The following is a 22,706-nucleotide window of genomic DNA, read 5'->3' as shown; positions in this document are numbered from 1 at the left end:
CCCGGTCACCGGAGGGTGTCGAGCACCGCGCGCAGCGTCAGCCGGGCCGCACGCAGCTCCGCGCCGGTGAGGCCTCCGGCGGCGAGCCGCGCGCGCCGGTCGGCGTCGGAGCGCTCGACGAGCTCGGCCAGCACGGCGGCGCCCCGTGCGGTGGTGCCGATCAGCGGTGCGGTGCGGTGGTCCGGGTTGGGGGAGGACGTGAGCAGGCCCTCGGCGAGCAGGTCGCGGACGACGCGCTGCACGCTCTGACGGGCGAGGCCGAGCCGGCGTGCGCCGTCGGCCACGGTCATCGGGTCGGCGGAGAACACGCTCAGCGTGTGCCAGCGCGCCACGGTCTGGCCCGCGTCGGCGGCCAGGGCCTCGCTCGTGCGCCGGGACGTCCCGGCGAGCTCGTACACGTCGGCGATCAGGAGGCGGTACTCCTCGGCGGCGCTCACGGGACCACTCATGAAAAAGAGGCCCCGCGCAGGAGCACGCGGCGCGGCTGGCGACCTTCGGGCAGTTCGTGGGCTCGTGGGACCTGCGCTGGTCCGGCACGGACGCGACCGGCGAGCAGCGGGCCGCCGTCGGCGAGCTGCACGTGGGCTGGGTGCTGGGCGGACGCGTCGTCCAGGACGTCTGGATCGTGCCGGGCCCCGGGCAGCCCGGTGCCGGCGTCGCCCCGCGGGCGTTCCACGGATCGACGCTGCGCTTCCCCGACCCCGCCCTCGGGGCCTGGCGGTCCACGTCGATCGAGCCGGTCAACGGGCGGGTCCGGACGTTCGTCGGGCGCGAGGAGGGCGACGAGATCGTGCTCGTCAGCCTCGGCGGCGACCCGCTGCTGCGCTGGCGGTTCACCGACATCACGCCGGAATCCTTCACCTGGCTCGGCGAGGCCTCCACGGACGAGGCCCGGACCTGGGTGCTCGAGGAGCGGATGCTGGCCACGCGCCGGCCCGGCTGACGGCGAAGGCCCCCGCCGCGAGGACGGGGGCCTTCGTCGTGCCACGGGTCGCTCAGCGGCCGACCGCGTACGCGTCGATCACCGTCTCCGAGAACGTGGCGCCCGCCGCGTCCCGGGCCTCGGAGCGCAGCGAGACCGTGGTCGCGCCGGGCGGGGCCGTGACGGTGGCGGTGTACGCGCCCGACCCGCCGTGGCCGGGCTTACCGGGCTTGCCTGGCTTACCGGCCGGCGTGACCGTGACCGGGGTCCAGTGCGCGCCGCCGTCCGCCGACGACCACAGCTTCAGGCTCGTGACCGGGGAGGCCCCGGCTGCGCCGTCCTGGTGCGACACGCTCAGGTCCAGCGTCGCGGTGCGCCGGCTCGTGGTGTTGTACGCGTCCAGACCCTGCACGCCGTAGTCGAGCTGCAGCAGCGGCAGCACCGCCGGGGCCGTGGTGCGGCCCGAGGTGAAGCCCCACTCGGTGGTCACGTCGGTCGACAGCGGCCACCACGGCGTCTCGCGCCGGGTCTCCAGCCGGATGCGGAACCGGTCGGTGCCGGTGCCGACGTCCTGCGTCGTGTATGTGCCGAACGCGTCGTCGGTGAGCAGGTCGTCGCCCTGCCAGACCCGGAAGCGGCCCGTCGAGGCCTCGTCCGGACCCCACTCCTGGGCGTGCCCCGCGCCGTCGACCCGGTAGGGCAGGTCGATGCCGAGGGTGCTGCCGTCGCGGTGGACCGCCGCCTCCTGCGGTGCGGACGGGGAGGGCCAGAAGCCACCGTGGTAGACCGCGGCGTTGTAGGTCTCCTTCGCGCGGCGACCGGGCGCGTAGGTGACCGGCTCGCCGAGCATCCACGCGGGCCAGGCGTTGAGACCCTGGGCCGCGGTGGCGTCACGCTGGAACCGCACCCCGGGCTCGGTCGAGTAGTACACCGTGCGTCCGCTCACGGCCCCGTCCGGCCACGACTGCTGCCAGCCGCTCAGCGTGCTGCCGCTGGTGATCGTTATCTGCTCCGCGTTGCGGAGGCCGGGCGCGAACGGCTTGAACGAGCGCAGCTCGGTCTCGACCGCGGCCAGGTCCTTGTCCCTCGACCGGTACGTGAGCGACCGGGGTACCGCCCGGCCGTCCTCGTGGTAGCCCAGCACGTACTGGTAGGCCGGGGTCACGCGGCCCGTGCCGCGCAGCGTGGCTCCGCGGCGCGCGGCGTCCAGGAGCGCCAGACCGAGATCGCGCTTCAGCGTGAGCGTCGGCAGGGCCTGGTCCTCCATCGTGTTGATCGTGTAGTTGTCCACCTGGTGGAAGAACGGCCCCGGCGTGGAGCCGTACACGACCAGCGCGGCGGCCCCGGCGGCCCGGGCGGCCTGGGACTGCGGGTTGAGCGACGGGTCGCCGGTGTCCTCGATCAGCACGACGGCGCCCTTCGCCCGGACGGCCGCCAGCTCCTCGGGGGTGCCGGTGCCGCCGTCCACGATCCGGGCCGCCATCGTCCCGTCGTACCGCGGCGAGCGGACCGCGTAGGCCAGCTCGCGGGACACGTCGAGCGGCTTGCCCTTGCCGGTCGTGGCGACGTCGAGCAGCGGCTGGTCCAGCAGGAACCGCGACGTCACCGTCAGGTCGCCCGCGAGCGGTGCCGTGTCCGGCAGCACGTACGCGTCGAGGTCCATGCCGCCCACGTAGTCGCCCGTGCTGGCCGAGATGCTCGTGGCCACCGGCCACGGCCGGCCGGGCAGCATGCGGGTCACGTCCGCGCTGAGCGCGCGGGGCCGGACCTTCCGCGGCGTCTCGGCGCGGACGGGGACAGGCTCGCCGTCCAGCACCAGCGTGGCGCCGCTGGTGGTCAGGTCGGCGTCCCGGGTGAAGGTCACGACCGTGTCGAGGAAGTCCGCCTCCGGGGAGACGGCGTCGAACAGCTGGCCCTGCACGGCGTACCGGCCGGCCGGGAGGCGCACCTCGGCGACGCCGTCGGTGAACTGGAACCACTGGTTCACGTCCGGGTCGTCGATGCCGTGGATCCAGCCGGAGTCGGGGTTGCGCGCCGGCGTACCGCGCAGGCGGTCGGCCTCGATGCGCAGCGTGTACATGTCCGGGTCCACCTGGAAGGCGAGCACCGTGCGCACGGTCGGGAACCCCGGCCCGGAGGCGCGGAGCACGCCGGCGAACAGGTCGGGGTCGTCCGCGCGGGGGTCGACGGTCACGTCGGCCGACGCGGTCCCGTGGGCGGGGACGGTCAGGGTGTCGGTGGACAGGGAGCCCACCCCGGCCGGGACCGGCTCGCCGTCCCCGGCGTTGAGGGAGAGGCTGAGCGTCACCTCGACGTCGGCGTCCGAGTCGTTCGTGTACGTCACGGTCTGCGTCCGCGGCTCCTGGTCGGCGCGCAGCTCGTCGAACAGGCCGAACGAGAGCGACGCGGGCGTGGCCCACACCGTCTGCGCGATCGCGCCCGGCACCCAGGTGCGGCCCGCGCCCTCGGCGAACACCGAGTTGCCCGTGGGCTCCGCGGAACCCATGAGCACCGACTTCATGGCCTCGCCGTCCAGGTCCGGTCGTGCCTGCTTGAGCAGGGCGGCCGCCCCGGCGACGTGCGGCGTCGCCATCGAGGTGCCGGACATCGCCGCGTAGTGGTCGCCCACCGGCTCGCCGATGGAGGTCCCCGCGGCGCGGGCGGCGACGATGCCGTCCCCGGGCGCCGTGATGTCGGGCTTGATGGCCAGGTCGCCGTACCGCGGGCCCATGGACGAGAAGTAGGCGATGCGGTCGTCGTCCGACACCGCGCCCACGGTCAGGGCGGAGTCGGCGGTACCGGGGGTGGTGACGGTGAACGGCGTGCCGCCGTTGCCCTCGTTGCCCGCCGCGATGGCCACGAGCGTGTCATAGCGCGCCGAGATCGAGTCGACGGCGAGCGCGGAGGGGTCGGTGCCGTCGGTGTACCCACCGCGCACCCCGAGGCTCATGTTGATGACGTCGGCGCCGTTGGTGGCCGCCCACTCCATGGCGTCGATGGCCCACGACTCCTCGCCCTGGCCCTCGTCGTTCAGCACGCGGGCGTTGAGCAGGCGGGCACCGGGCGCGACGCCGCGGTTCTCGCCGTCGGACGCCTCGCCGGTGCCCGCGATGATCGAGGCGACGTGCGTGCCGTGGCCCAGGACGTCGGTCGTGCTGCCGGACCCGGTGAAGTCGTGCTCCAGGGTGACCACGCCCTCGTCGAGGTCCGGGTGGCCGGTGTCGATGCCCGAGTCGAGCACCGCGACGGTCACGCCGGTGCCGTCCACGCCCTCGGCCCAGGCGTCGGTGGCACCGATCTGCGGCGTGGAGTCGGCGTCGGTGGTCTCCAGCGGCGCGTCGAGCCACACCTTGCCGACGGTCGCGCCGTCCTTGACGGCGTCCAGGAGGGCGGGTGCCCCCTCGGCGGGGACGTCGCCGGCGACCGCGTCGATGGACTCGAGGGTGCGGTCGGCCTCGACGTCGAGCGTGCGCCAGGTGGGTGCCGCCGCGCGGGCCGCCCGGGCGGTGGTGGTCTGCACGATCACCGGGAGCGGCTTGTCGCGGCCGGCCGCCTTGTCCACCGCGGCGACGTCGAACAGGCGGAGGTCCAGCTTGTCGGGCACGAGGGCCGCGACGTCGGACGGGACCACGAAGTAGTGGCCGGCGGCGTCGCCGAAGGCCTCGTAGGTGACGGGCAGGCCGTCGGGCCGCGGCGCGGCCTCGAACCCGACCACGGGTGCGCCGTCGGCGGCGGTGCCGGTGGTGACGCGGTCACCGGTGATGAGGGTGACGTCGGTGTCGGGGACCGACGGCGGCGACTGGTCCGCGCCGGCCGCGGCCGGCGTGGCCGGTGGTGCGGTGCCTTCGGCGGCCGCCGTGGGCAGGACGCCCACGACGAGGGCGGCAGCGGTGGCCGCGACGACCGATCTGTGTCTTCTCACGACGAACTCCAGTGCTCTGCGGTCCGGGGAGCCGGACCTGTCGCGGGAGACGCTGGCAGGCGTCGGGTGCACCTTAGTGACGGGCGTGTGTCGAAAACGTTTCTTCGGTCCCGGTCGAAGTCCCCGCCGCAGGGTCGAGCGGGCCGTCGTCGGGCCTCGGGCGTGACGTCGCCGGGGTCACGCGTCAGTCCGGCGCGGCGAGGCGCCGGGCCGCCGCGACGACCGCCGCGCGCTGCCGGGCCGCGTCCGCGGCGTCGTCCGTCGAGGTGCCCGTGACCATGCGCGCGACCTGCGGCAGCACCGTCCAGTAGGCGGCGACCGCGAGCAGCACGAGGTGCAGCTCGGCCGGGGCGAGCGTCGAGGTCAGGCGGCCCGCCGCCTGGCCCTGCGCGAGGGAGGCCGTGCGCCCCTCGTAGGTGGCGCGCCGCTGGTCCTCGTCCGGCACCTCGCCGGTGTGCGTCAGCGCCTCCCACATGAGCAGCCGCACGAACTGCGGGTGGTCGCGGCTGTAGTCGTACATGCGCCCGGCGAACTCGCCGACGGCGTCGGGTTCCGTCGCGTCGAGCGGCACGGCCCCTGCCGTCGTGGCGAACTGCTCGCGCAGCACGACGGCGAAGAGCTCGGCCCTGCCGCCGTAGTAGTGGTAGATGCGTTCCTTGTTGACGCCGGCGCGCCGGGCGATCCGCTCGACGGTGGTGCCGTCCGGGCCGTGCGCGACGAACTCCTCGGTCGCCGCCTCCACGATCTTGCGGCGCGTTCCCTCGACATCCCTGACCACCGGCGGGTCCTTCCTCTCGACCGACCACCTCGACTGGCGCAGACGCTACCTCCGGAGGCCTACGGTACGCCGGGAACAACGCCAACGTTGGCGTTGTTACTATCGCCGTGAGGGCACCCGCCCGCACGACCTTCCCGCAGGAGCAGCGATGACATCACTCGCAGAGGTTCGCCGACGGCCCGGCATGACCCGCGGCGCGGCCTTCCTCTTCGCCCTCGCCGCCGGTGCCGCCGTCGGCAACCTCTACTGGGCGCAGCCCGTGCTCGGCACCATCGGCGACGAGCTCGGCACCACCACCGACACGGCCGGGCTGCTCATCACCCTGACGCAGGTGGGGTACGCCGTCGGCGTCTTCTTCCTCGTGCCGCTCGGCGACGTCGTCGACCGCAGGATCCTGGCGCCCGCGTTCATGCTGCTCGCCGCCGTGCTGCTCGGCGCGGCCGCCCTCGCACCGACCTTCCCGGCGCTGCTGGTGCTGCTCGCGCTGGTCGGCGCGAGCACCGTCTCGGGCCAGCTGCTCGCGCCCCTGGCGGGCGACCTCGCGACCGAGGAGCAGCGCGGGCGGGTGCTCGGTGTGGTCGCCTCCGGCGTGCTGCTCGGCATCATGGTCGCGCGTGCCGTCAGCGGCGTCGTCACCGACCTCGTCGGCTGGCGTGCGCTCTACGCGACCGTCGCCGTCGTCATGCTGCTGCTCGCGCTCACCCTGTACCGGGTGCTGCCCCGGCTGGAGCCGCGGGCCCGTGTCGGCTACGGCGCTCTGCTCGCCTCGGTGCTGCGCACCACGGCGAACGCGGACGTCCGGCGGCTCGGGCTCGTGGGCGCCGCCGCGATGGCCACGTTCACGCTGTACTGGACCGGGCTCACCTTCACGCTGTCGGACGAGCCGTTCGGCCTCTCGGGCGCCCAGATCGGACTGCTCAACCTCGTCGGCATCAGCGGGGCGCTCGCGGCGCAGTACGTCGGGCGGCTGCACGACCGCGGCCTGGCGGTGCCGGCGATCGGCGTCGGCCTCGCGGTGGCGCTCGCGGCGTTCGTGGTCGCCGGCGTCGCGCCGGGCTCGATCGTCGCCGTCGTGGTCTCGATCGCGCTGTACTCCGCCGGCGTGCAGTCGGTGCTGGTGCTGGTGCAGGCCCGGGTGATGGCCGTCGACCCGTCCGCGCGCAGCCGCCTCAACACCGTGTTCGTCGTCGGCAACTTCGTCGGCGGCACGATCGGGTCCGCCGTCGCGAGCGCCCTGTGGGGCCTGCGCCCCTGGGGTCTCGGTGGCTGGCCCGTCCTCATGATCGCGGCCGGCGTGCTGCTGCTGCCCGCGGGGCTCGGCTGGGCCGGCCTGCGCAGGAACGCGGTCCGCGCCCGCTAGACCCGTCCCCCAGATCCCACCCGATAGATTCCAACCAAGGAGACAGAGATGACCACCGATTCCGTACTTCCTTCGGGCGACCCCCACGGCTCGCTCGTCCGCACCGCCGTGACCGGGTTCTTCGACGCGCGACTCGCCGGGGACTCGCCCCTGGAGCTGGCGGAACGTTTCCACGAGGACGTCGACTGGTACATCCAGGGCGACACCGAGACGGTGCCCTGGATCGGCCGCAAGAAGGGCCGGGCCGGGGTGGCCGAGCACTTCACCCAGCTCGGTGAGGGCGTGCGGCCCGAGGGCTTCGAGATCGACACCGTCCTGTCGGACGGCAACCGCGCCGTGGTGCTGGGCACGTTCCGCACCAGGGTGGCCGCCACCGGCAAGCTCATCGACAGCGAGTACGCCTTCGACGTCGCGGTCGACGACGCCGGGCTGTTCACGCGCTACCACATGCTCGAGGACAGCTACGCCGTCTCGCAGGCGGCCCGGGCGTAACGCCCCCGCGCACCACCAGCGGCCGGATCCCTCGCGGGGTCCGGCCGCTGTCCCTTCCTGCCGGCTCACCGCCGTCCGGTGCGCCGGGGTGCGTCCGTGACGTGCAGCCACACGCCGTGGGTCCAGCGCCGCGGGTCGAGCACCTCGACGAGCACGAGCCGGCGCGGGGCCCAGGCGTAGGCGATCGTGTCGCGGTACTCCACGCCGCTCACCTCCCACACCAGGCGGGCCTGGACCGGCACCCAGCAGTCGTGCTGCAGCCGGCGGCGGGGGATGGGGTGCTCGTTGAGGATCCGCTGCCACTGGTCGTGGTGGGAGTCCCAGCTGTGCCGGGCGGGGTCGTGGAAGCCGGGTGCGGTGGTGCGGTGGTGCATGCACGCAGTGTGACCCACATGCGAACACATGTTCTACTCCGTGGCTGGAGCGACGCGGCTACCGGGGGCGCATCAGCCGGCGCGTGATCGCCGCCACGATCGTGCCGCCCCCCAGCGTGCCGACCAGCACGAGGATCGCGCCGACCGCCCACAGCCCGGAGTCGTCGGAGGACGCGGCCTCGACCGTCCAGGCGGCCGTGAACGGCAGGGCGACGCCGAGCACCGCGAGCCACGCCGGGAGCAGCACGGAACCGATGACCACCAGGCCGACGAGCGCCACCACGCAGGCGATCACCTGGACCGGCCCGTAGGGGCCGCTGACGTCGCCGGTGGCCGGGTCGACCGTCCGGGACGTGTCCTGGCCGAGCGCCCACCACGTGGCGACCGCGAGCGCCGCGAGCGTGAACGTGCCGAGCGCGATGAACGAGGGGTTCCGGTTCGTCATGCCCCTATTCAACCCTCCGCCGGTCGGCCCTTCGTCCTCCCTTCGTCCTACGGGGCGTCGCCGACCGCGATACGTTGGCGCGATGGCAGTCGTGCTCCACCGGGCCCCGCGCACGGACCTGCTCGCGGGGGCGCTCGGCGACCTGCTGGCCGTACCCCTGGAGGACCCGTTCGCGACGGAGGTCGTGGTGGTGCCCGCGCGCGGCGTGGAGCGGTGGCTCGCGCAACGCCTCAGCCATCGCCTCGGCGCGGCCCCGGGAGGAGACGACGGCGTGTGCGCGGGCGTGGACCTGCGCTCGCCGGGGTCGCTGTTCGCCGAGGTCACCGGCACGCGCGACGACGACCCCTGGGCGCCCGACGCCCTGACCTGGCCGCTGCTGTCCGTGGTCGACGCCCACCTGGACGAGCCGTGGGCGGCGCTGCTCGCCCGGCACCTGGGCCACGGCATGCCGGGGGAGGAGGGCGACCTGCGCAGGGGCCGCCGGCTGTCCGTCGCGCGGCGGCTCGGGCGGCTCATGGCGGCGTACGCCGGCCAGCGCCCGGCGCTGCTCGCGGACTGGGCGGCCGGGCGCGACACCGACGGGTGCGGGCGGCCGGTCCCGGCCGACCTGGCGTGGCAGCCGCCCCTGTGGCGGGCGCTGGCCGAGCGCGTCGACGCCGACCCGCCGCACGTGCGGCAGGCCACCGTCGTCGAGCGGCTGCACGCCGCGCCGGACGCCTTCGACCTGCCGCCGCGCCTGTCCCTGTTCGGTCACACGCGCCTGGCGGCGAGCGAGGTCGAGCTCGTGGGCGCGCTCGGCGCGCACCGCGACGTGCACCTGTGGCTGCCGCACCCGTCACGGGCGCTGTGGTCGGCGCTCGCGGGCCTGGGCGGACCCGTGGACCGTGCCGAGGACCGCTCCCACGAGCGCGTGGGGCACCGGCTCCTGGCGACGCTCGGCCGGGACACGCGGGAGCTGCAGCGCACCCTGTCCGCGATCGACCTGCGCGACGAGCCGGTCGCGGCCAGGGACGACGCCCCGCCGTCGACCCTCCTGGGCATGCTGCAGCACGACCTGCGGGCCGACGCCGTCGGCGACGCGGGCGCGCGGGTCCTGGATCCCGGCGACCGGTCCGTCCAGGTGCACGCGTGCCACGGCCCGGCGCGGCAGGTCGAGGTGCTGCGGGACGTGCTGCTCGGCCTGCTCGCCGACGACCCGACCCTCGAACCGCGCGACGTGCTCGTCATGTGCCCCGACATCGAGACGTACGCGCCCCTGGTCACGGCGGCCTTCGGCCTGGCGGACGTCGTCGGGCCGGGTGGGCACCCCGCCCACGGCCTGCGCGTGCGGCTCGCCGACCGGGCGCTGGACCGGACCAACCCGCTGCTCGCCGTGGTGGTGCGCCTCCTGGACCTGGCGGGCGGCCGGGCGGGCGTCGGCGACGTCCTGGACCTGGCGCACGCCGGGCCCGTGCGCCGCCGGTTCGGGTTCCGCGACGACGACCTGGAGCAGCTCGCCGGCTGGGCGCGCGAGACGGGCGTGCGGTGGGGGTTCGACGCCGCGCACCGGGCCGGCGTCGGACTGGCCGACTACGGCACCGGCACGTGGCGCGAGGGCGTGGACCGGCTGCTGGCGGGCGTCGCCATGTCGGACGACACCGGTACCTGGCTCGAGCGCACCCTGCCCCTGGACGACGTCGGCAGCGGGCAGGTCGACCTCGCCGGGCGCCTGGCCGAGCTGGTCGAGCGGCTCCGCGACGTCACCGACGCGCTCACCGGCGAGCACCCCCTGGAGCACTGGCTCACCGCGCTCGAGGACGGCGTCGCGGCCCTCACCACCGTGCCCACGGCGGACTCCTGGCAGCTCGCCCAGGTGCGCCGCGAGCTGGCCCGCGTGCGCGCCGACGCCCCCGACCACGGCGTGCCCCTCCGGCTGCCGGACGTGCGCGCCCTGCTCGCCGACCGCGTCTCCGGCCGCCCCACCCGGGCCAACTTCCGCACCGGGACCCTGACGGTCGCCACGCTCGTGCCCATGCGGTCCGTACCGCACCGCGTCATCGCGCTGCTCGGGCTGGACGACGGCGTCTTCCCCCGCGTCGGTGTCACCGACGGCGACGACGTGCTGGCCCGCGAACCCCGCACGGGCGAGCGCGACCCGCGGTCCGAGGACCGGCAGCTGTTCCTGGACGCGGTCCTCGCCGCCACCGAGCACCTCGTGGTGACCTACAGCGGCGCGGACGAGTACTCGGGCCAGGACCGGCCGCCCGCCGTGCCGCTGGGCGAGCTGCTCGACGCCCTCGACGAGACCGCCCGCACCCCGGACGGCCGCCCCGTGTCGCGCGCGGTGACCGTGCGCCATCCCCTGCAGCCCTTCGACCGCCGCACCGTCGAGCCCGGCGCCCTCGTGCCGGGGACCGCCTTCACGTTCGACCGCGCCGCCCTGGCCGGCGCCCGCGCCGCGGCCGGCCCGCGCACCCCGGCCGCCCCGTTCCTCACCGCGCCGCTCGCGCCCGCGCCGCAGGACGACGTCGTGCCGCTCGACGACCTGCTGGCGTTCTACCGCTCGCCCGCGCGCGGGTTCCTGGCCCAGCGCCTCGACGTCGGCCGGCCCTGGGACGAACCACCGCTCGACGACGGCCTGCCGGTCGAGCTCGACGGGCTGGGTCGCTGGGCCGTGGGCGAACGGGTGCTGCGTGACGTGCTGCGGGGCGCCACGCTCGACGACGCCGTGCAGAAGGAGTGGCGCCGCGGTCAGCTGCCGCCCGGCCGGCTCGGCTGGCGCCCCCTGACCGGCGTGGCGCGGGAGATCGAGCCGCTCGCCGACGCCGCGGCCGACCTGCGGCGCAGCCCCGCGCGCGTCGTGGACGTCGATGTCGACCTCGGCGACGGGCGCAGCCTGCGCGGCAGCGTGCCGGGCGTGCACGGCGACCGCCTCGTGACCGTGTCCTACGCCCGGCTCGGCGCCAGGCAGCGCCTGCGGACCTGGGTCCGGCTGCTGGCGCTCGCGGCGTCCGACGACGACCGCCCCTGGGTGGGCTACACGCTCGGCCGGCCGACCGGGTCGCGCTCGCGCAGGACGTGGCAGGGGTCCCGGGTCGGGCCGCTCGACCACACGGCCGCCGACCTGCTGCGCGACCTGGTCGCGCTGCGCGACCGGGGCCTCACCGAGCCGCTGCCGCTGCCCGTCAAGGCATCGGCGGCCTACGCGGAGGCGCGCCGGAACCGGTCCGACGCGGCCGACGCGCGCTACCGCGCCGGACAGGTCTGGGCCGGGCAGAGCTGGGGCGGGCAGCAGCCCGACGGCGAGGCCGCGGAGCCCGAGCACGTGCGGGTCCACGGTGCCGGCGCCCCGCTGCCCGGCGTCGACCAGGAGCCGCGGCCCGGCGAGGAGCACCACGGCGAGACCACCCGGTTCGGTGCGCTCGCGATGCGCGTGTGGACGCCGCTGCTGGAGAACGAGAGGTTCAACGACTGATGGGCACCGACTGATGGGCACCTGCTGATGGACGTCTTCGACCTCGCCGGGCCCCTGCCCCGCGGTACCGCGCTGCTGGAGGCCAGCGCGGGCACCGGCAAGACCTTCGCGATCGGCGCCCTGGTGACCCGGTACGTCGCCGAGGGCGTGGTGCCCCTGGACCAGATGCTCGTGGTCACCTTCGGCCGCGCCGCCACGCAGGAGCTGCGCGACCGGGTCCGGGGCGCCCTGCTGCGGGCCGAGCGGACGTTCGCCGCCGCGCTGGCCGGGCGGGACACCGGCCCCGTGGACGCCGTCCTGGCGGCGCTGCTCGACGTGGACGACGCCGAGCGGGCCGCCCGGCACCGTCGCCTGTCCGACGCCCTGGCCTCGTTCGACCACGCCACCATCGCCACGATCCACCAGTTCTGCCAGCTTGTGCTGCGCTCCCTGGGCGTGGCAGGCGACACCGAGCCGGGCGCCGAGCTGGTCGAGTCGCTGACCGAGCTCACCGTCGAGGTGGTCGACGACCTCTACCTGCGGCGGTACGGCAACGCGCCCGAGCCGCCGCCCTTCGACCGGGCGTGCGCCCTCAAGGTCGCCACGGCCGCCGTCGAGGACCCGCGCGCGGCCCTGGCCGACGCCGACCCGGAGGACGCCGTCGGCTCCGCGCGGGTCGCGTTCGCCCGCGAGGTGCGGGACGAGATGGAGCGGCGCAAGCGGCGCCTCGGCATCCTCTCGTACGACGACCTGCTCGGGCGGCTCGCGGACGCCCTCGACCCGGCGTCGGGCGACGGCGGGGCCGCCGTCGGGGCGCGGATGCGGGACCGCTGGGCGGTGGTGCTGGTCGACGAGTTCCAGGACACCGATCCCGTGCAGTGGCAGGTGCTGGAGCGCGCCTTCGGGGGTGCCCAGGGGCGCACCGCGGGTGCCATGGTGCTGGTCGGCGACCCCAAGCAGGCCATCTACGCGTTTCGCGGCGGCGACGTCGTGGCCTACCTCGACGCCGCCCGGCACGCCGGCACGCGTGCCACGCTGGGCAGCAACTGGCGCTCGGACGCGCCCCTGGTCGAGACCCTCGCGGTGCTGCTGGGCAACGCGGCGCTCGGCCACGCCGAGATCGTGGTGCACCCGGTGGTCGCGGAGGGCGGGGCGGAGGGCCGCACGAGCCGGCTGACCGGTGCGCCGCACCCGGAGCCGTTCCGGCTGCGCCAGGTGCTGCGCGAGGGGCTGCCCACGGTCCGCAGCGGCGCGATCCAGGTGGGCGCCGCCCGCCGGCACGTCGCGGGGGACCTGGCCGCCGACGTCGCGAACCTGCTCGCCTCGGGCGCCACCTGGGACGGACGCCCGCTGCTGCCCGGCGACGTCGCCGTGCTCGTGTCGGCGCGGGCCCACGGCCGGCTGGTGCAGGACGCGCTCGCCGAGCGCGGCGTCGCGGCCGTCATGCCGGGCGGCGACGTGTTCGAGACCCCCGCCGCCGACGACTGGCTCACGCTGCTCGAGGCCCTGGAGTCCCCGCACCGCGCGGGCCTCGTGCGCGCGGCGGCCCTCACGCCGTTCCTCGGGCGCACCGCGGCCGACCTGGACGCCGGCGGGGAGGACCTGACCGCCCGCGACGCCGACACCCTGCGCGGCTGGGCGCTGCTGCTGCGGCACCGCGGCGTGGCCGCGCTGCTGGAGGCCGCGGAGGAGCGGGGGCTGAGCGGCCGGGTGCTGGCCGGCGCCGAGGGCGAGCGGCTGCTGACCGACCTGCGCCACCTGGGTCAGCTGCTGCACGAGGTGAGCGTGGCCGAGTCGCTCGGCCTGACCGCCCTGCTGGCCTGGTTCCGCGACGAGCGGCGCCGGGCGGGCACCGCCGAGCGGCCCCGGCGCCTGGACTCCGACGCCGCTGCCGTGCAGATCGTCACGGTGCACGGCAGCAAGGGGCTGCAGTACCCCGTCGTGTACCTGCCGTTCGGCTACGACAACTACGCGCGGCCGGTCGACATCGCGCTCTACCACGACGAGCACGGCGCCCGGACGATCGACGTCTCCGGCTCCGGCGCGCAGTGGGACGCCCGCTGCGCCGCGCACCGCGCCGAGGAGGACGGCGAGGAGCTCCGCAAGCTCTACGTGGCTCTGACGCGTGCCCAGTCGCAGGTCGTGGCGTGGTGGGCGCCCACGTCCAGCACCCCGACCAGCGGGCTGCACCGGCTCCTGTTCGGCCGCACGCCCGGCACGCGCGAGGTGCCCGGCACACAGCCGCTCAAGGACGACGAGTACGCGACGCGCGTGCTCGGCCTGCTCCAGGAGCTGGGCGGCCCCGCGGCCGAGCTCGCCGTGCCCGTCGAGGCCTCGGCGCCCCTGCCCGCGGACCGGCACGCCCCGTTCGAGGTGCGTGCCTTCGGGCGCGCCGTCGACACCGCCTGGCGCCGCACCTCCTACAGCGGCCTGATCGCGGCGGCGGACGACGCCCCGCACGTGGGCAGCGAGCCCGAGACCACGGGCACCGACGACGAGCCGGATGCCCCCGAGGCCGCCGCCGGTGCGCCTGGTCGGCCGGAGGCGGCCTCGCCGATGGCCGACCTGCCCACGGGCGCCGCATTCGGCTCGCTCGTGCACGCGGTGCTCGAGCACGCCGACCCCTTCGCGCCCGACCTGCGCGCCGAGCTGCTGGCGCACGTCACCGAGCAGCTGCGCTGGTGGCCCGTGCCCGCCGACCCCGAGGCGGTCGCCGACGGCCTGCTGCCGCTGCACCGCACCCCGCTCGGCCCGCTGGCGAACGGTCTGACGCTGGGCGAGATCGGGCTGCCGGACCGGCTGCGCGAGCTGACCTTCGAGCTGCCGCTGTCCGGCGGCGACCTGACGGGCGACGGCGGTACGGAGGCGCGGCTGCGCGACCTCGCGCCCCTGCTGCGCGCCCACCTGCCCGCCGGTGACCCGCTCGCCGCCTACGCCGAGCGCCTCGAGCAGCCCGACCTGGGGGACCAGCCCCTGCGCGGCTACCTCACCGGCTCGGTCGACGTGGTGCTCCGTCTGCCGGGCGGGCGGTTCGTCGTCGTCGACTACAAGACGAACTTCCTGGGCCCCGCCGTGGCCGACTACTCCCACGAGCGGATGGCGGAGGCCATGCTGCACTCCCACTACCCGCTGCAGGCCCTGCTGTACGGGGTGGTGCTGCACCGCTACCTGCGCTGGCGGCTGCCGGGCTACGACCCGGGGACCCACTTGGGCGGCGTGCTCTACCTGTTCGTGCGCGGTATGGCCGGGCCGGACACCCCGGACGCCGGCGGCAGCCCGGCGGGCGTGCTGTCGTGGCAGCCGCCGGCCGCGCTCCTGGTGGCGCTGTCGGACCTGCTGGCGGGCACCGCGGGGGAGGTGGCGGCATGACGAGGTCCGGCACGGGGTCAGGTATCGAGCGCTGGGCCGGCGACGACCCGCACGACGCCCGCCGTGCGCTCGGCGCGACGGGGCTGCTGCGCGCCTTCAACGACGCGGGCGTGCTCACCGCCGCCGACGTCCACGTCGCCCGCCGCACGGCCGACGTCGCCGGCGAGGACGACGAGAGCGTGCGGCTCGCCGTCGCGCTCGCGGTGCGCGCGGTGCGGCAGGGGTCGGTGTGCGTGGACCTGGGCGCGGTGGCCGGAGACGGCGCGGCCGGCAGCACCGCCGCCGACGACGCCCCGCCCCTGCCCTGGCCCGCCGCGGGCGGGTGGCTCGACCGTGTCGCCGCGAGCCCGCTGGCACGGCGCTCGGTGGTGCGGGCCGACCTCGGGCTGCTCTACCTCGACCGGTACTGGCGCGAGGAGAGGCAGGTGCACGAGGACCTCGCGGCCCGGCTCGCGGCCCCGGCCCCCGCGGTCGACGACGCCCTGCTCCGGGACAGCGCGGCGCGGCTGTTCCCGGGTGACGCGTACGCCGAGCAGCGGGCGGCCGCGACCGCCGTCGCGCGCCACCTGACCACCGTGCTCACGGGCGGTCCCGGCCGCGGCAAGACGACGACGGTGGCCGGCGTGCTGGCGCTCCTGGCCGAGCAGGCCGAGCACGCCGGGCGCCGCCTGCGCATCGCGCTCGCCGCCCCGACCGGCAAGGCGGCCGCGCGCCTGCAGGAGGCGGTCGCGAGCGAGATCGGTCCGCTGCCCCGAGATCGGTCGCTCGACCGACCGATCTCGGGGCAGGCGACCGATCTGGCGGGGGGTCGGTTCACCGACCTCGACCGGCGGCGGCTCGCGGGGGTCCAGGCGAGCACGCTGCACCGGCTGCTGGGGTGGCGGCCCGGGTCCAGCACCCGGTTCCGGCACGACCGCTCCAACCGCCTGCCGCACGACGTGGTCGTGGTGGACGAGACCTCGATGGTCTCCCTCACCCTCATGGCCCGGCTGCTGGAGGCGGTGCGCCCCGACGCCCGCCTCGTGCTCGTGGGCGACCCCGACCAGCTCGCGTCGGTCGAGGCGGGCGCGGTGCTCGCCGACCTCGTGGCCGGCCTGGGGCAGCGGGACGACGGCGTCGTGGCCGCGCTGGTGACCGACCACCGGTCCGAGAGCGCCGGGATCACGCGACTGGCCGCCGCCGTCCAGGCCGGCGACCCCGACGCCGTCCTCGGGGCGCTGACCGGCGCCGACGGCGTGGTCGAGCTGGTCCACCCCGACGACGCCGCCGCGACGGCGGCCCTCCAGGACGAGCTGGCCCGACACGCGCTCGACGTGCGGCGCCGAGCCCTGGCGGGCGACGCGGACGGCGCCGTCGACCTGGCCGAGCAGCACCGGCTGCTGTGCGCGCACCGGGACGGGCCGTGGGGTGCCGCGCACTGGAACCGGCTGGTCGAGCGCCGGCTCGGCGAGGCCTCCGGCACCTACCTCGGCGCCGGCGGCACGGAGTGGTACGCCGGGCGCCCGGTGCTGGTCACGGCCAACGACTACAGCCTGGGCCTGCACAACGGCGACACCGGCGTGGTGGTGGCCGACGGCGAGACCCTGCGCGCGCACCTCGGCAGCGGCAGGTCGTTCGCGGTGTCCCGCCTCGGCGACGTAGAGACGCTGCACGCCATGACCGTGCACAAGAGCCAGGGCAGCCAGGCCGACGTCGTGACCGTGCTGCTGCCGGACGAGTCGTCGCCGCTGCTCACGCGCGAGCTCTTCTACACCGCGGTGACCCGCGCCCGGCGGCGCGTGCGCGTGGTCGGCACGCCGGAGGCGGTGCGGGCGGCCGTGGGGCGGCGGGCGCGGCGCGCGACCGGGCTCGCGCGGCGGCTGGGCGGGTGAGCGCCCGGTGCGTGAGTGCCCGGTGCCTCAGCGTCCGGACCCGGCAGGATCGTCCCCGGCGAGCCGGAGGGCCTTCTCGGTGAAGTAGCCCACCTCGCCTGCGGCGTCCTCGACCCCGAAGACGAACTTGCCGGAGGCGGTGGACCGCACGTCGACGACCGACCCGCGCCCGCGCGTGGTCAGGACGGCGGCGCCCGGTGTGAAGATGCTCTCGCTCATACCCTCGATTGTCCGTGGCAGGACGGCGGGCCGCCTCCGCCCGGAGGCGGAGACGGCCCGTCCGTCGTGCTGGGGAGGGACCCGCGGTCAGCGCAGCGTCGGGCCCGCGACCTCGACCGGACCGGGCGCGACCCGGTGCTCGATCTGCAGGTTGACGGTGCTGCGCGACGTGGGGATCACGGCGAGCTGCGCCTCGCTGCCGCCCGTGTCGATGGCGCGCACGTGCAGGTGCCCGTCCTTGAGGCGGATCGCGAACTGGTCGGCACCGGCGACGAAGCGCACCTCGCTGTCGTCGCTGATCACCGTGGGTCCCGTGGGCAAGGTCTTCATGGGTACAGCATGCCTGGTGCGCCCGCCCCGGTCACCCGGCGCGCAGGTCGCGACTCTCGTCGGGCGGTGCGCCCGCGTCCCGCCGGGCCAGACGCACGATGACCACACCGCCCGCGGTCAGCGGCGGCACGCGGTCGTCGGGGATGAGCTCCTCGGCCTGCAGCTCGGTGCGCAGCTGCTCCTCCAGCTCGTCGTGCGGCACCACGGGCGCGGGGCGCTCCCCGGTCCGGATGCGCTCCCGGTAGGTGCGGCCCGCCGCCGCGACGGCCGCCGCCACCGCGTCGTCCACCAGGTCCAGGGGCGGCCTGCCGAGCTGCGGCAGCACCGTCCGGCGGATCGCCGTCGCGAGCAGCTCCGCCGCCTCGAGCGGCGAGCCGGCGTCGCCCGCGCCCGGCCTCGCCATCCGGACCGGCAGCACCTCCACCTCGATACCCCGCTCGTGGGCGATCTCGTGCAGCGTGTCCGTGAGGGCGTCCTGGTACGTCTTCTCGTCCTGGCGGGCCAGGGCGTCGACGGCGTCGCGGTCGTCCGTCGCGGCCCGGGTCCGCTCGTGCTCGGGTCCAAGCTCGTCGTGCAGCGCCCGCACCTGCCGGTCGAGGTGGTCGAACTCGGTCCAGCCGTCCACGCCGAACCGGGCCAGGACGTCGCCCGCGTCGACCCAGACCTGGACCGGCTGGTGCCAGGCGACGTCGTCGCCCGCCGTGCTGCTCTCCGTGCCGCTCTCCGTGGCGTTCGCCGTGGCATTCTCGGCGGCGTCCCGCGGGTCGTCGTCCGTGCGCGCGGCCGGCTCCGCGGGCTCGCCCACGCCGTGCAGGTCCAGGGTCAGGGCCAGCTCGTCGGCGAGCTCGACCGCGAGCTCCAGCTCGGTGGTCACCGCGGGCCCGTCGAGGGTGAGCGGTGCCACCGGTGTCGTGCTGGGGGCCGTCGTGGGCAGCACCGGGCTCGTCACCGATCCGGCCCCGTTCGGCACCGCCACGGGAGCGGGGGCGGGATCCTTGACGGCGGACTCGTCACCGAGCTGCCCTGCGTCGTTCGTCGTCATCGTCGCACCTCTGGGGGAGGCGTCACCGCCGGTGCCGACGAGGGCCGGCAGACGGCGTGTGACGCGAGATACCTGTCGCCTCGTCCCCTCGGCCGGGCAGCGTGGACGCTGGGCGAGGGGTCGCAGAGGCGGGCCGTCTGCTTGACCAGCGGTCATAGTACCCATTGGTCGGCAGTCACGCGCGGCGGACACCACGCCAGGTGCGCACCATGCCGCGCACCATGCCACGCACTATGACGGGCGCGCTGCTGCTGCTCAGCGGCGGGCGAGCCCGCTCAGCACGACGTCGAGCAGGGCGGCGACGCGTCGGTCCCGCTCCGCGTCGACCTCGAGGCGCCAGAGGAAGCCGACGAGCAGCAGCAGCTCCTCGGCGCCGACGTCGTCCCGGAGCGAGCCCTCGGCGACGCCGGCCGCCAGGAGCGTCGCGATGGCGCCGACCACCGGCTGGTAGCCCTCCTCGGCGAGCTGGGCGTGCGTCGCCGCGTGGAAGGCGCCGGACAGCCCGTGCTTGATGCGCCCGTAGCGCGCGAGCAGGTCGAGCCATGCGCGCAGCGCCTCGACGGGCGGGTGCTGTCCCAGCAGCTGCGGCGCCGCGCGGACCAGCTCGTCGACGTCGTGGCGGTGCACCGCCAGGACGAGCGCCTCCCGCGTGGGGAAGTGGCGATACAGCGTGGCCTGCCCGACGCCCGCGGCCTTCGCGACCGCGTGCATGGTCGCGTCGCCGTCCTCGGCCAGGGCTGCGCGCGCGGTGTCGAGGATGAGCTCCCGGTTGCGGGCGGAGTCTCGCCGGGTACCGGCTGCGGGCTGGGTGGGCACAGGGGTGCTCCTTCTCGGGCGAGGACCTCGGTTGCGGAAACGGACAACTGTCCGTTAGCGTGACGGACACGTGTCCGTTTCAGCGTACAGGAGACCTCATGCAGGACAGTGCGACCAGTGACACAGGCGGCGGGATCGCGGGCAAGGTCATCGCCGTGACCGGTGCGAGCGGCGGCATCGGGGCGGCGATCGCCGAACGCCTCGCTGCGGGCGGCGCGACGCTCCTCCTCGGCGCGCGGCGGGTCGAGCGGCTCCAGGACGTGGTGGGGCGCATCCGGTCCGCGGGCGGCACGGCGACGGCGGTGCCGGTCGACGTGCGGCGGCGTGCCGACCTCGTCCGCCTGGTGGCGGCGGCCCAGGAGGAGCACGGCCGCCTCGACGTGCTGGTCGCCAACGCCGGTTCGATGGCGACCTCGCGGTTCGACGAGCTCAGGCAGGACGACTGGGACGACGTCGTGGCGACGAACCTGACGGGGGTGCTCAATGGCGTCGCCGCAGCGCTGCCCGTGTTCCGCGCGCAGGGTTCCGGGCACTTCGTGCACCTGGCGTCCACCTCGGCGCACCGGATCGTGCCCACGCAGGGCGTGTACGCCGCCACGAAGACGGCGGTCCGCGTGCTGTCGGAGGCGCTGCGGCAGGAGGCGGGGCCGGACCTCCGGGTCACGGTCGTCTCGCCGGGGCTGACCCGTACCGAGGGGACGCTCTCCGCGGGCGAGGAGATGGCGGCGTGGGTCGACGCCGTCGCGCAGCCTGCGGACGCCGTGGCGCGGGCGGTGGCATACGCCGTCGAGCAGCCGGCGGGTGTCGACGTCGGCGAGATCATCGTGCGGCCGACGGCCCAGGACTGACGGTGCGTGCGGTGGGCCGCGCCGGTGTGGCGCGGCCCACGGCCCGGACCGTCACGCGGGGACGACGACCAGCTTCCCGTTCCTGGGGGTCGCTGCCGTCTCGAGCTCGGCGAGCGCGGGGATCGCCTTCTCCAGCGGCACCGTGCGGGCGACCGGTACGTGCAGGTCGCCGCGCGCGGCCGCGTCGGCCACGGCCTGGAGGTCGGCCGTGACCGCCCGCCCGCCGAAGAGCGAGTACGGGCCGGGCAGGAGGCTGCGCACCAGCTTCGGCATCGAGGGGACGAGGTCGAGGATGCGGCCGTGCGGTGCGAGGAGGGTGCGTGCCGTGCGGCCGGGAAGGGTTCCCGCGGTGTCCAGCACGAGGTCGAACCGGCCGGCCAGGGGCGCGGGGTCGACGTCGAACCCGACGACGGGGTCGACGCCCAGCTCGGCCGCGAGGTGGGCCAGACCCGGCCGGCAGCTGCCGGCCACGACGGCACCGCGCCGCGTCGCGAGCTGTACGGCGGCCCGCCCGACGCCGCCGAGGCAGCCGTTGACGAACACGGACTGCCCGGGGCGCAGCCTGCTGGCCTCGCCGACCGCCTGGTAGGCGGTGACCCCGACGATCGGGAGGGTCGCGGCCTGCTCGAACGTCAGGGCGGGGGGCTTGAGCGCCACCGACCTCTCGTCGGCGACCACCATCTCGGCGAACGCCCCCGGTTGCCGCGCGCCCGCCGCGCCGAGCACGCTGTCGCCCACCTGCAGGCGGGTCACGTCGGGGCCGACGGCCTCGACCACCCCGGCGAAGTCGTGGCCGACGCCGCGGGGGAAGCCCCGCCCGGTCATCAGGCGCAGCTGGCCGCTCCGGATCTTCCAGTCGAGCGCGTTGGCCGCGGCGGCGCGCACCCGGACCAGCACCTGCCCCCGGCCCGGCGCCTGCGGCTGGAACTCCTCCAGCCGCAGCACGTCGGGGCCGCCGTAGCGGTGGTACTGGATGCGCTTCACCGTGCCCGCCCCGGCTGCGCGCCGGTGGGCCGCGGTTCCGGGGACCGGGCGCTGCCCGCCATCCGGCGCCGTTCCAGCGCGTAGCCCGTCGCGACCACCACGAGGAGCGGCACGGTGGTCCAGAGCTGGGGCCAGTTGTCCGCCCCGGGAGGGTCGACGGTGGCGGTGCCGGGGTAGAGCCCGGCGGTGAGCTGGCTGACGTGGTAGATGCTCGCGGTGATCGCGGCGCTGTCGAGAGCGATGCGGGAGTGCCGCCGCACCCAGAGGTTGTAGAGGGTGGCGAGCCCGAGCGCGACACCCATGCTCATGGTCTGCGCGGTGTGGAACTTGGCGTGCGGCATCCACGCGTCGTTGAAGAGGTGGGTGTCGTTGAAGTCGGCGGCGAACGGTCCGATGATCAGGCCGAGCCCGGCGACGGACAGCAGCACCCGGCCCACCGGGAAGCTCCGGGCGGTCGTGCTCGTGGTGGTGGTCATGGTCGGTTCCTCTCTCACGCCTCGACGGGCGTGATCACGCGGCGGCTGATGAGCCAGCGGCCGTCCTGGTGACGGAGGGCGAGGTGGGTGCGCGGCGCGTGCCCGTTCTCGCTCAGCGCGGCGGCGGCGGCCCCGATCGCCGCGATGCCCTGGTACGTGCCCATCCCGGCGGCGCTCATGTCGTAGACCGCGTCAGGCACGAAGAGCTCGCCCAGGCGGTCCAGCTGGTTCTCGTCGAAGACGAAGGCGTGGTGCGCCAGGGTCTCGGCGATGTCGTGACGGTCCTCGATGGTCAGCATGCGTGCTCCCGTATACCGATGAACTGGTACTCAGTACCGTACCACACTGCGTACCAATCGGACCTGAGGTCCGAAGCGGGTAGGATGGGTGACGTGACGACCCCTCCGGCAACCCCTCCGTCCGACTCCCTGGTCGAACGCAAGCAGCGCCGCGCGCGGCAGCGCATCGTCGAGGCCGCGGACGAGCTGTTCGCGCAGCGCGGCTTCGACGACGTGTCGGTGACCGACATCGCGGCCCGGGCCGAGGTGGGCCGCACCACGTTCTTCCGCTACTTCGGCGACAAGACGGAGGTCGTGTTCGCCAAGGAGCGGGCCATGCTCGACGCGATCGAGGCGGCCGGCCGCGACACCGCGGTCGCCGCCGCGCAAGGCGTCCGCGAGGCGATCGAGCAGCTCCGGCCGATCGTCGTCGACCTGTGCGAGCGAGCGGCGGAGGATCTCGCCGCCTACGACCGCCGGGCCGCCCTGCTCGACCAGCACGTCGAGCTGCGCGCCCGGGACGCGTTGAAGAGCCGGCAGATCGCGACCCGGCTCGGCGAGCTGCTGGGGGAGCGCGGCACGGCGGAGGCTACCGCCGTGCTGGCCGCGCAGGTCGCCCTCGGGTGCTACGAGACGGCCCGGATCCGCTCACGCTCGGGCGGCGACCTCGTGCGCGAGGCGCACGCCGCGTTCGACGAGCTCCTGGCGCTGCGCGCGGGCTGACCCGGGTTCCGGGGGCGGCGCTCC

Annotated in this window: 20 protein-coding genes; 8 read left to right on the top strand and 12 right to left on the bottom strand. The window is 75.7% G+C overall.

The annotated features are described in order from the left end of the window. Positions 1 to 5: 5 nt before the first annotated feature. Positions 6 to 437, bottom strand: a complete 432-nt coding sequence (locus tag APR03_RS22590) for a MarR family winged helix-turn-helix transcriptional regulator (RefSeq protein WP_253839465.1) — start codon at positions 435 to 437, stop codon at positions 6 to 8. A gap of 68 nt (positions 438 to 505) precedes the next feature. Between APR03_RS22590 and APR03_RS22585 the strand changes: the two genes are divergently transcribed. Next, a complete protein-coding gene (locus tag APR03_RS22585; protein WP_253839464.1) occupies positions 506 to 943 on the top strand; it encodes a hypothetical protein in 438 nt (145 codons plus the stop codon). A gap of 52 nt (positions 944 to 995) precedes the next feature. Here the strand turns inward: APR03_RS22585 and APR03_RS22580 are convergent, their stop codons facing one another. Then, complete coding sequence (locus APR03_RS22580; RefSeq protein WP_253839463.1) at positions 996 to 4,844, bottom strand: S8 family serine peptidase; 3,849 nt, start codon at positions 4,842 to 4,844, stop codon at positions 996 to 998. Between the two features lie 184 nt (positions 4,845 to 5,028). Beyond that, the gene (locus APR03_RS22575) at positions 5,029 to 5,622 is read right to left on the bottom strand and encodes a TetR/AcrR family transcriptional regulator (protein WP_253839462.1); all 594 of its coding nucleotides are present in this window, start codon (positions 5,620 to 5,622) and stop codon (positions 5,029 to 5,031) included. 148 nt (positions 5,623 to 5,770) lie between these two features. On the opposite strand from APR03_RS22575, the gene APR03_RS22570 reads away from it, so the two are divergent. Beyond that, the gene (locus APR03_RS22570; RefSeq protein ID WP_253839461.1) at positions 5,771 to 6,982 is read left to right on the top strand and encodes an MFS transporter; all 1,212 of its coding nucleotides are present in this window, start codon (positions 5,771 to 5,773) and stop codon (positions 6,980 to 6,982) included. A gap of 48 nt (positions 6,983 to 7,030) precedes the next feature. After that, positions 7,031 to 7,474, top strand: a complete 444-nt coding sequence (locus APR03_RS22565; protein ID WP_253839460.1) for a nuclear transport factor 2 family protein — start codon at positions 7,031 to 7,033, stop codon at positions 7,472 to 7,474. Between the two features lie 65 nt (positions 7,475 to 7,539). Here APR03_RS22565 and APR03_RS22560 read toward each other — a convergent pair whose 3' ends face one another. Both APR03_RS22560 and APR03_RS22555 read right to left on the bottom strand, forming a co-directional pair. Further along, positions 7,540 to 7,848 (bottom strand): hypothetical protein, encoded by a 309-nt coding sequence (locus tag APR03_RS22560; protein ID WP_253839459.1) that lies wholly within the window; start codon positions 7,846 to 7,848, stop codon positions 7,540 to 7,542. A gap of 58 nt (positions 7,849 to 7,906) precedes the next feature. Then, positions 7,907 to 8,293, bottom strand: a complete 387-nt coding sequence (locus APR03_RS22555) for a hypothetical protein (RefSeq protein ID WP_253839458.1) — start codon at positions 8,291 to 8,293, stop codon at positions 7,907 to 7,909. An 82-nt stretch (positions 8,294 to 8,375) separates the two neighbouring features. Between APR03_RS22555 and recC the strand changes: the two genes are divergently transcribed. The 3 genes from recC to recD are packed head-to-tail and all read left to right on the top strand — an operon-like array spanning position 8,376 to position 16,966. After that, the gene (gene recC / locus APR03_RS22550) at positions 8,376 to 11,747 is read left to right on the top strand and encodes an exodeoxyribonuclease V subunit gamma (protein ID WP_253839456.1); all 3,372 of its coding nucleotides are present in this window, start codon (positions 8,376 to 8,378) and stop codon (positions 11,745 to 11,747) included. Between the two features lie 27 nt (positions 11,748 to 11,774). Further along, positions 11,775 to 15,095 carry a UvrD-helicase domain-containing protein gene (locus APR03_RS22545; protein ID WP_253839454.1) on the top strand — a complete coding sequence of 1,107 codons (3,321 nt, stop codon included), beginning with the start codon at positions 11,775 to 11,777 and terminating at the stop codon, positions 15,093 to 15,095. After that, the gene (recD, locus tag APR03_RS22540; protein ID WP_253839453.1) at positions 15,092 to 16,966 is read left to right on the top strand and encodes an exodeoxyribonuclease V subunit alpha; all 1,875 of its coding nucleotides are present in this window, start codon (positions 15,092 to 15,094) and stop codon (positions 16,964 to 16,966) included. The genes APR03_RS22545 and recD overlap by 4 nt, the downstream gene beginning before the upstream one ends. Before the next feature lie 27 nt (positions 16,967 to 16,993). Here the strand turns inward: recD and APR03_RS22535 are convergent, their stop codons facing one another. The 4 genes from APR03_RS22535 to APR03_RS22520 form a co-directional block, all read right to left on the bottom strand. Continuing rightward, a complete protein-coding gene (locus tag APR03_RS22535; protein ID WP_253839452.1) occupies positions 16,994 to 17,185 on the bottom strand; it encodes a hypothetical protein in 192 nt (63 codons plus the stop codon). 87 nt (positions 17,186 to 17,272) lie between these two features. Next, entirely contained in the window at positions 17,273 to 17,515 is a 243-nt protein-coding gene (locus APR03_RS22530) for a hypothetical protein (RefSeq protein ID WP_253839451.1), read from the bottom strand. Between the two features lie 31 nt (positions 17,516 to 17,546). Further along, positions 17,547 to 18,557 (bottom strand): hypothetical protein, encoded by a 1,011-nt coding sequence (locus APR03_RS22525; RefSeq protein WP_253839450.1) that lies wholly within the window; start codon positions 18,555 to 18,557, stop codon positions 17,547 to 17,549. A gap of 255 nt (positions 18,558 to 18,812) precedes the next feature. Further along, positions 18,813 to 19,373 carry a TetR/AcrR family transcriptional regulator gene (locus APR03_RS22520; protein ID WP_253839449.1) on the bottom strand — a complete coding sequence of 187 codons (561 nt, stop codon included), beginning with the start codon at positions 19,371 to 19,373 and terminating at the stop codon, positions 18,813 to 18,815. Positions 19,374 to 19,471: 98 nt separating this feature from the next. Here APR03_RS22520 and APR03_RS22515 point away from each other — a divergent pair, with 98 nt between their 5' ends. After that, complete coding sequence (locus APR03_RS22515; protein WP_253839448.1) at positions 19,472 to 20,221, top strand: SDR family oxidoreductase; 750 nt, start codon at positions 19,472 to 19,474, stop codon at positions 20,219 to 20,221. A gap of 51 nt (positions 20,222 to 20,272) precedes the next feature. Here the strand turns inward: APR03_RS22515 and APR03_RS22510 are convergent, their stop codons facing one another. From APR03_RS22510 to APR03_RS22500, 3 genes are read right to left on the bottom strand one after another with little or no spacing between them, the layout of a single operon-like run. Continuing rightward, a complete protein-coding gene (locus APR03_RS22510) occupies positions 20,273 to 21,205 on the bottom strand; it encodes an NADP-dependent oxidoreductase (RefSeq protein WP_253839446.1) in 933 nt (310 codons plus the stop codon). Continuing rightward, positions 21,202 to 21,681, bottom strand: a complete 480-nt coding sequence (locus APR03_RS22505; protein ID WP_253839444.1) for a DUF6640 family protein — start codon at positions 21,679 to 21,681, stop codon at positions 21,202 to 21,204. The genes APR03_RS22510 and APR03_RS22505 overlap by 4 nt, the downstream gene beginning before the upstream one ends. A gap of 14 nt (positions 21,682 to 21,695) precedes the next feature. Further along, positions 21,696 to 21,980: a nuclear transport factor 2 family protein gene (locus APR03_RS22500; protein ID WP_253839442.1), complete on the bottom strand. Its 285-nt coding sequence runs from the start codon at positions 21,978 to 21,980 to the stop codon at positions 21,696 to 21,698. Between the two features lie 93 nt (positions 21,981 to 22,073). Here APR03_RS22500 and APR03_RS22495 point away from each other — a divergent pair, with 93 nt between their 5' ends. After that, positions 22,074 to 22,682 (top strand): TetR/AcrR family transcriptional regulator, encoded by a 609-nt coding sequence (locus tag APR03_RS22495; RefSeq protein ID WP_253839440.1) that lies wholly within the window; start codon positions 22,074 to 22,076, stop codon positions 22,680 to 22,682. Positions 22,683 to 22,706 lie beyond the last annotated feature (24 nt).

Source organism: Promicromonospora thailandica (genome assembly GCF_024171955.1).
GTDB classification, from domain to species: domain Bacteria; phylum Actinomycetota; class Actinomycetes; order Actinomycetales; family Cellulomonadaceae; genus Promicromonospora; species Promicromonospora thailandica.
The sequence above is the reverse complement of the archived record's forward strand: the minus strand, read 5'-3'. Positions and strand labels throughout refer to the sequence as shown.

Coding starts and splice junctions, on each gene's coding strand:
- APR03_RS22505 (WP_253839444.1), bottom strand. CDS start 21,681: ATGACCACCACCACGAGCACGACCGCCCGGAGCTTCCCGGTGGGCCGG.
- APR03_RS22535 (WP_253839452.1), bottom strand. CDS start 17,185: ATGAGCGAGAGCATCTTCACACCGGGCGCCGCCGTCCTGACCACGCGC.
- APR03_RS22570 (WP_253839461.1), top strand. CDS start 5,771: ATGACATCACTCGCAGAGGTTCGCCGACGGCCCGGCATGACCCGCGGC.
- recC (WP_253839456.1), top strand. CDS start 8,376: ATGGCAGTCGTGCTCCACCGGGCCCCGCGCACGGACCTGCTCGCGGGG.
- APR03_RS22525 (WP_253839450.1), bottom strand. CDS start 18,557: ATGACGACGAACGACGCAGGGCAGCTCGGTGACGAGTCCGCCGTCAAG.
- APR03_RS22555 (WP_253839458.1), bottom strand. CDS start 8,293: ATGACGAACCGGAACCCCTCGTTCATCGCGCTCGGCACGTTCACGCTC.
- APR03_RS22560 (WP_253839459.1), bottom strand. CDS start 7,848: ATGCACCACCGCACCACCGCACCCGGCTTCCACGACCCCGCCCGGCAC.
- APR03_RS22565 (WP_253839460.1), top strand. CDS start 7,031: ATGACCACCGATTCCGTACTTCCTTCGGGCGACCCCCACGGCTCGCTC.
- APR03_RS22500 (WP_253839442.1), bottom strand. CDS start 21,980: ATGCTGACCATCGAGGACCGTCACGACATCGCCGAGACCCTGGCGCAC.
- APR03_RS22515 (WP_253839448.1), top strand. CDS start 19,472: ATGCAGGACAGTGCGACCAGTGACACAGGCGGCGGGATCGCGGGCAAG.
- recD (WP_253839453.1), top strand. CDS start 15,092: ATGACGAGGTCCGGCACGGGGTCAGGTATCGAGCGCTGGGCCGGCGAC.
- APR03_RS22530 (WP_253839451.1), bottom strand. CDS start 17,515: ATGAAGACCTTGCCCACGGGACCCACGGTGATCAGCGACGACAGCGAG.
- APR03_RS22545 (WP_253839454.1), top strand. CDS start 11,775: ATGGACGTCTTCGACCTCGCCGGGCCCCTGCCCCGCGGTACCGCGCTG.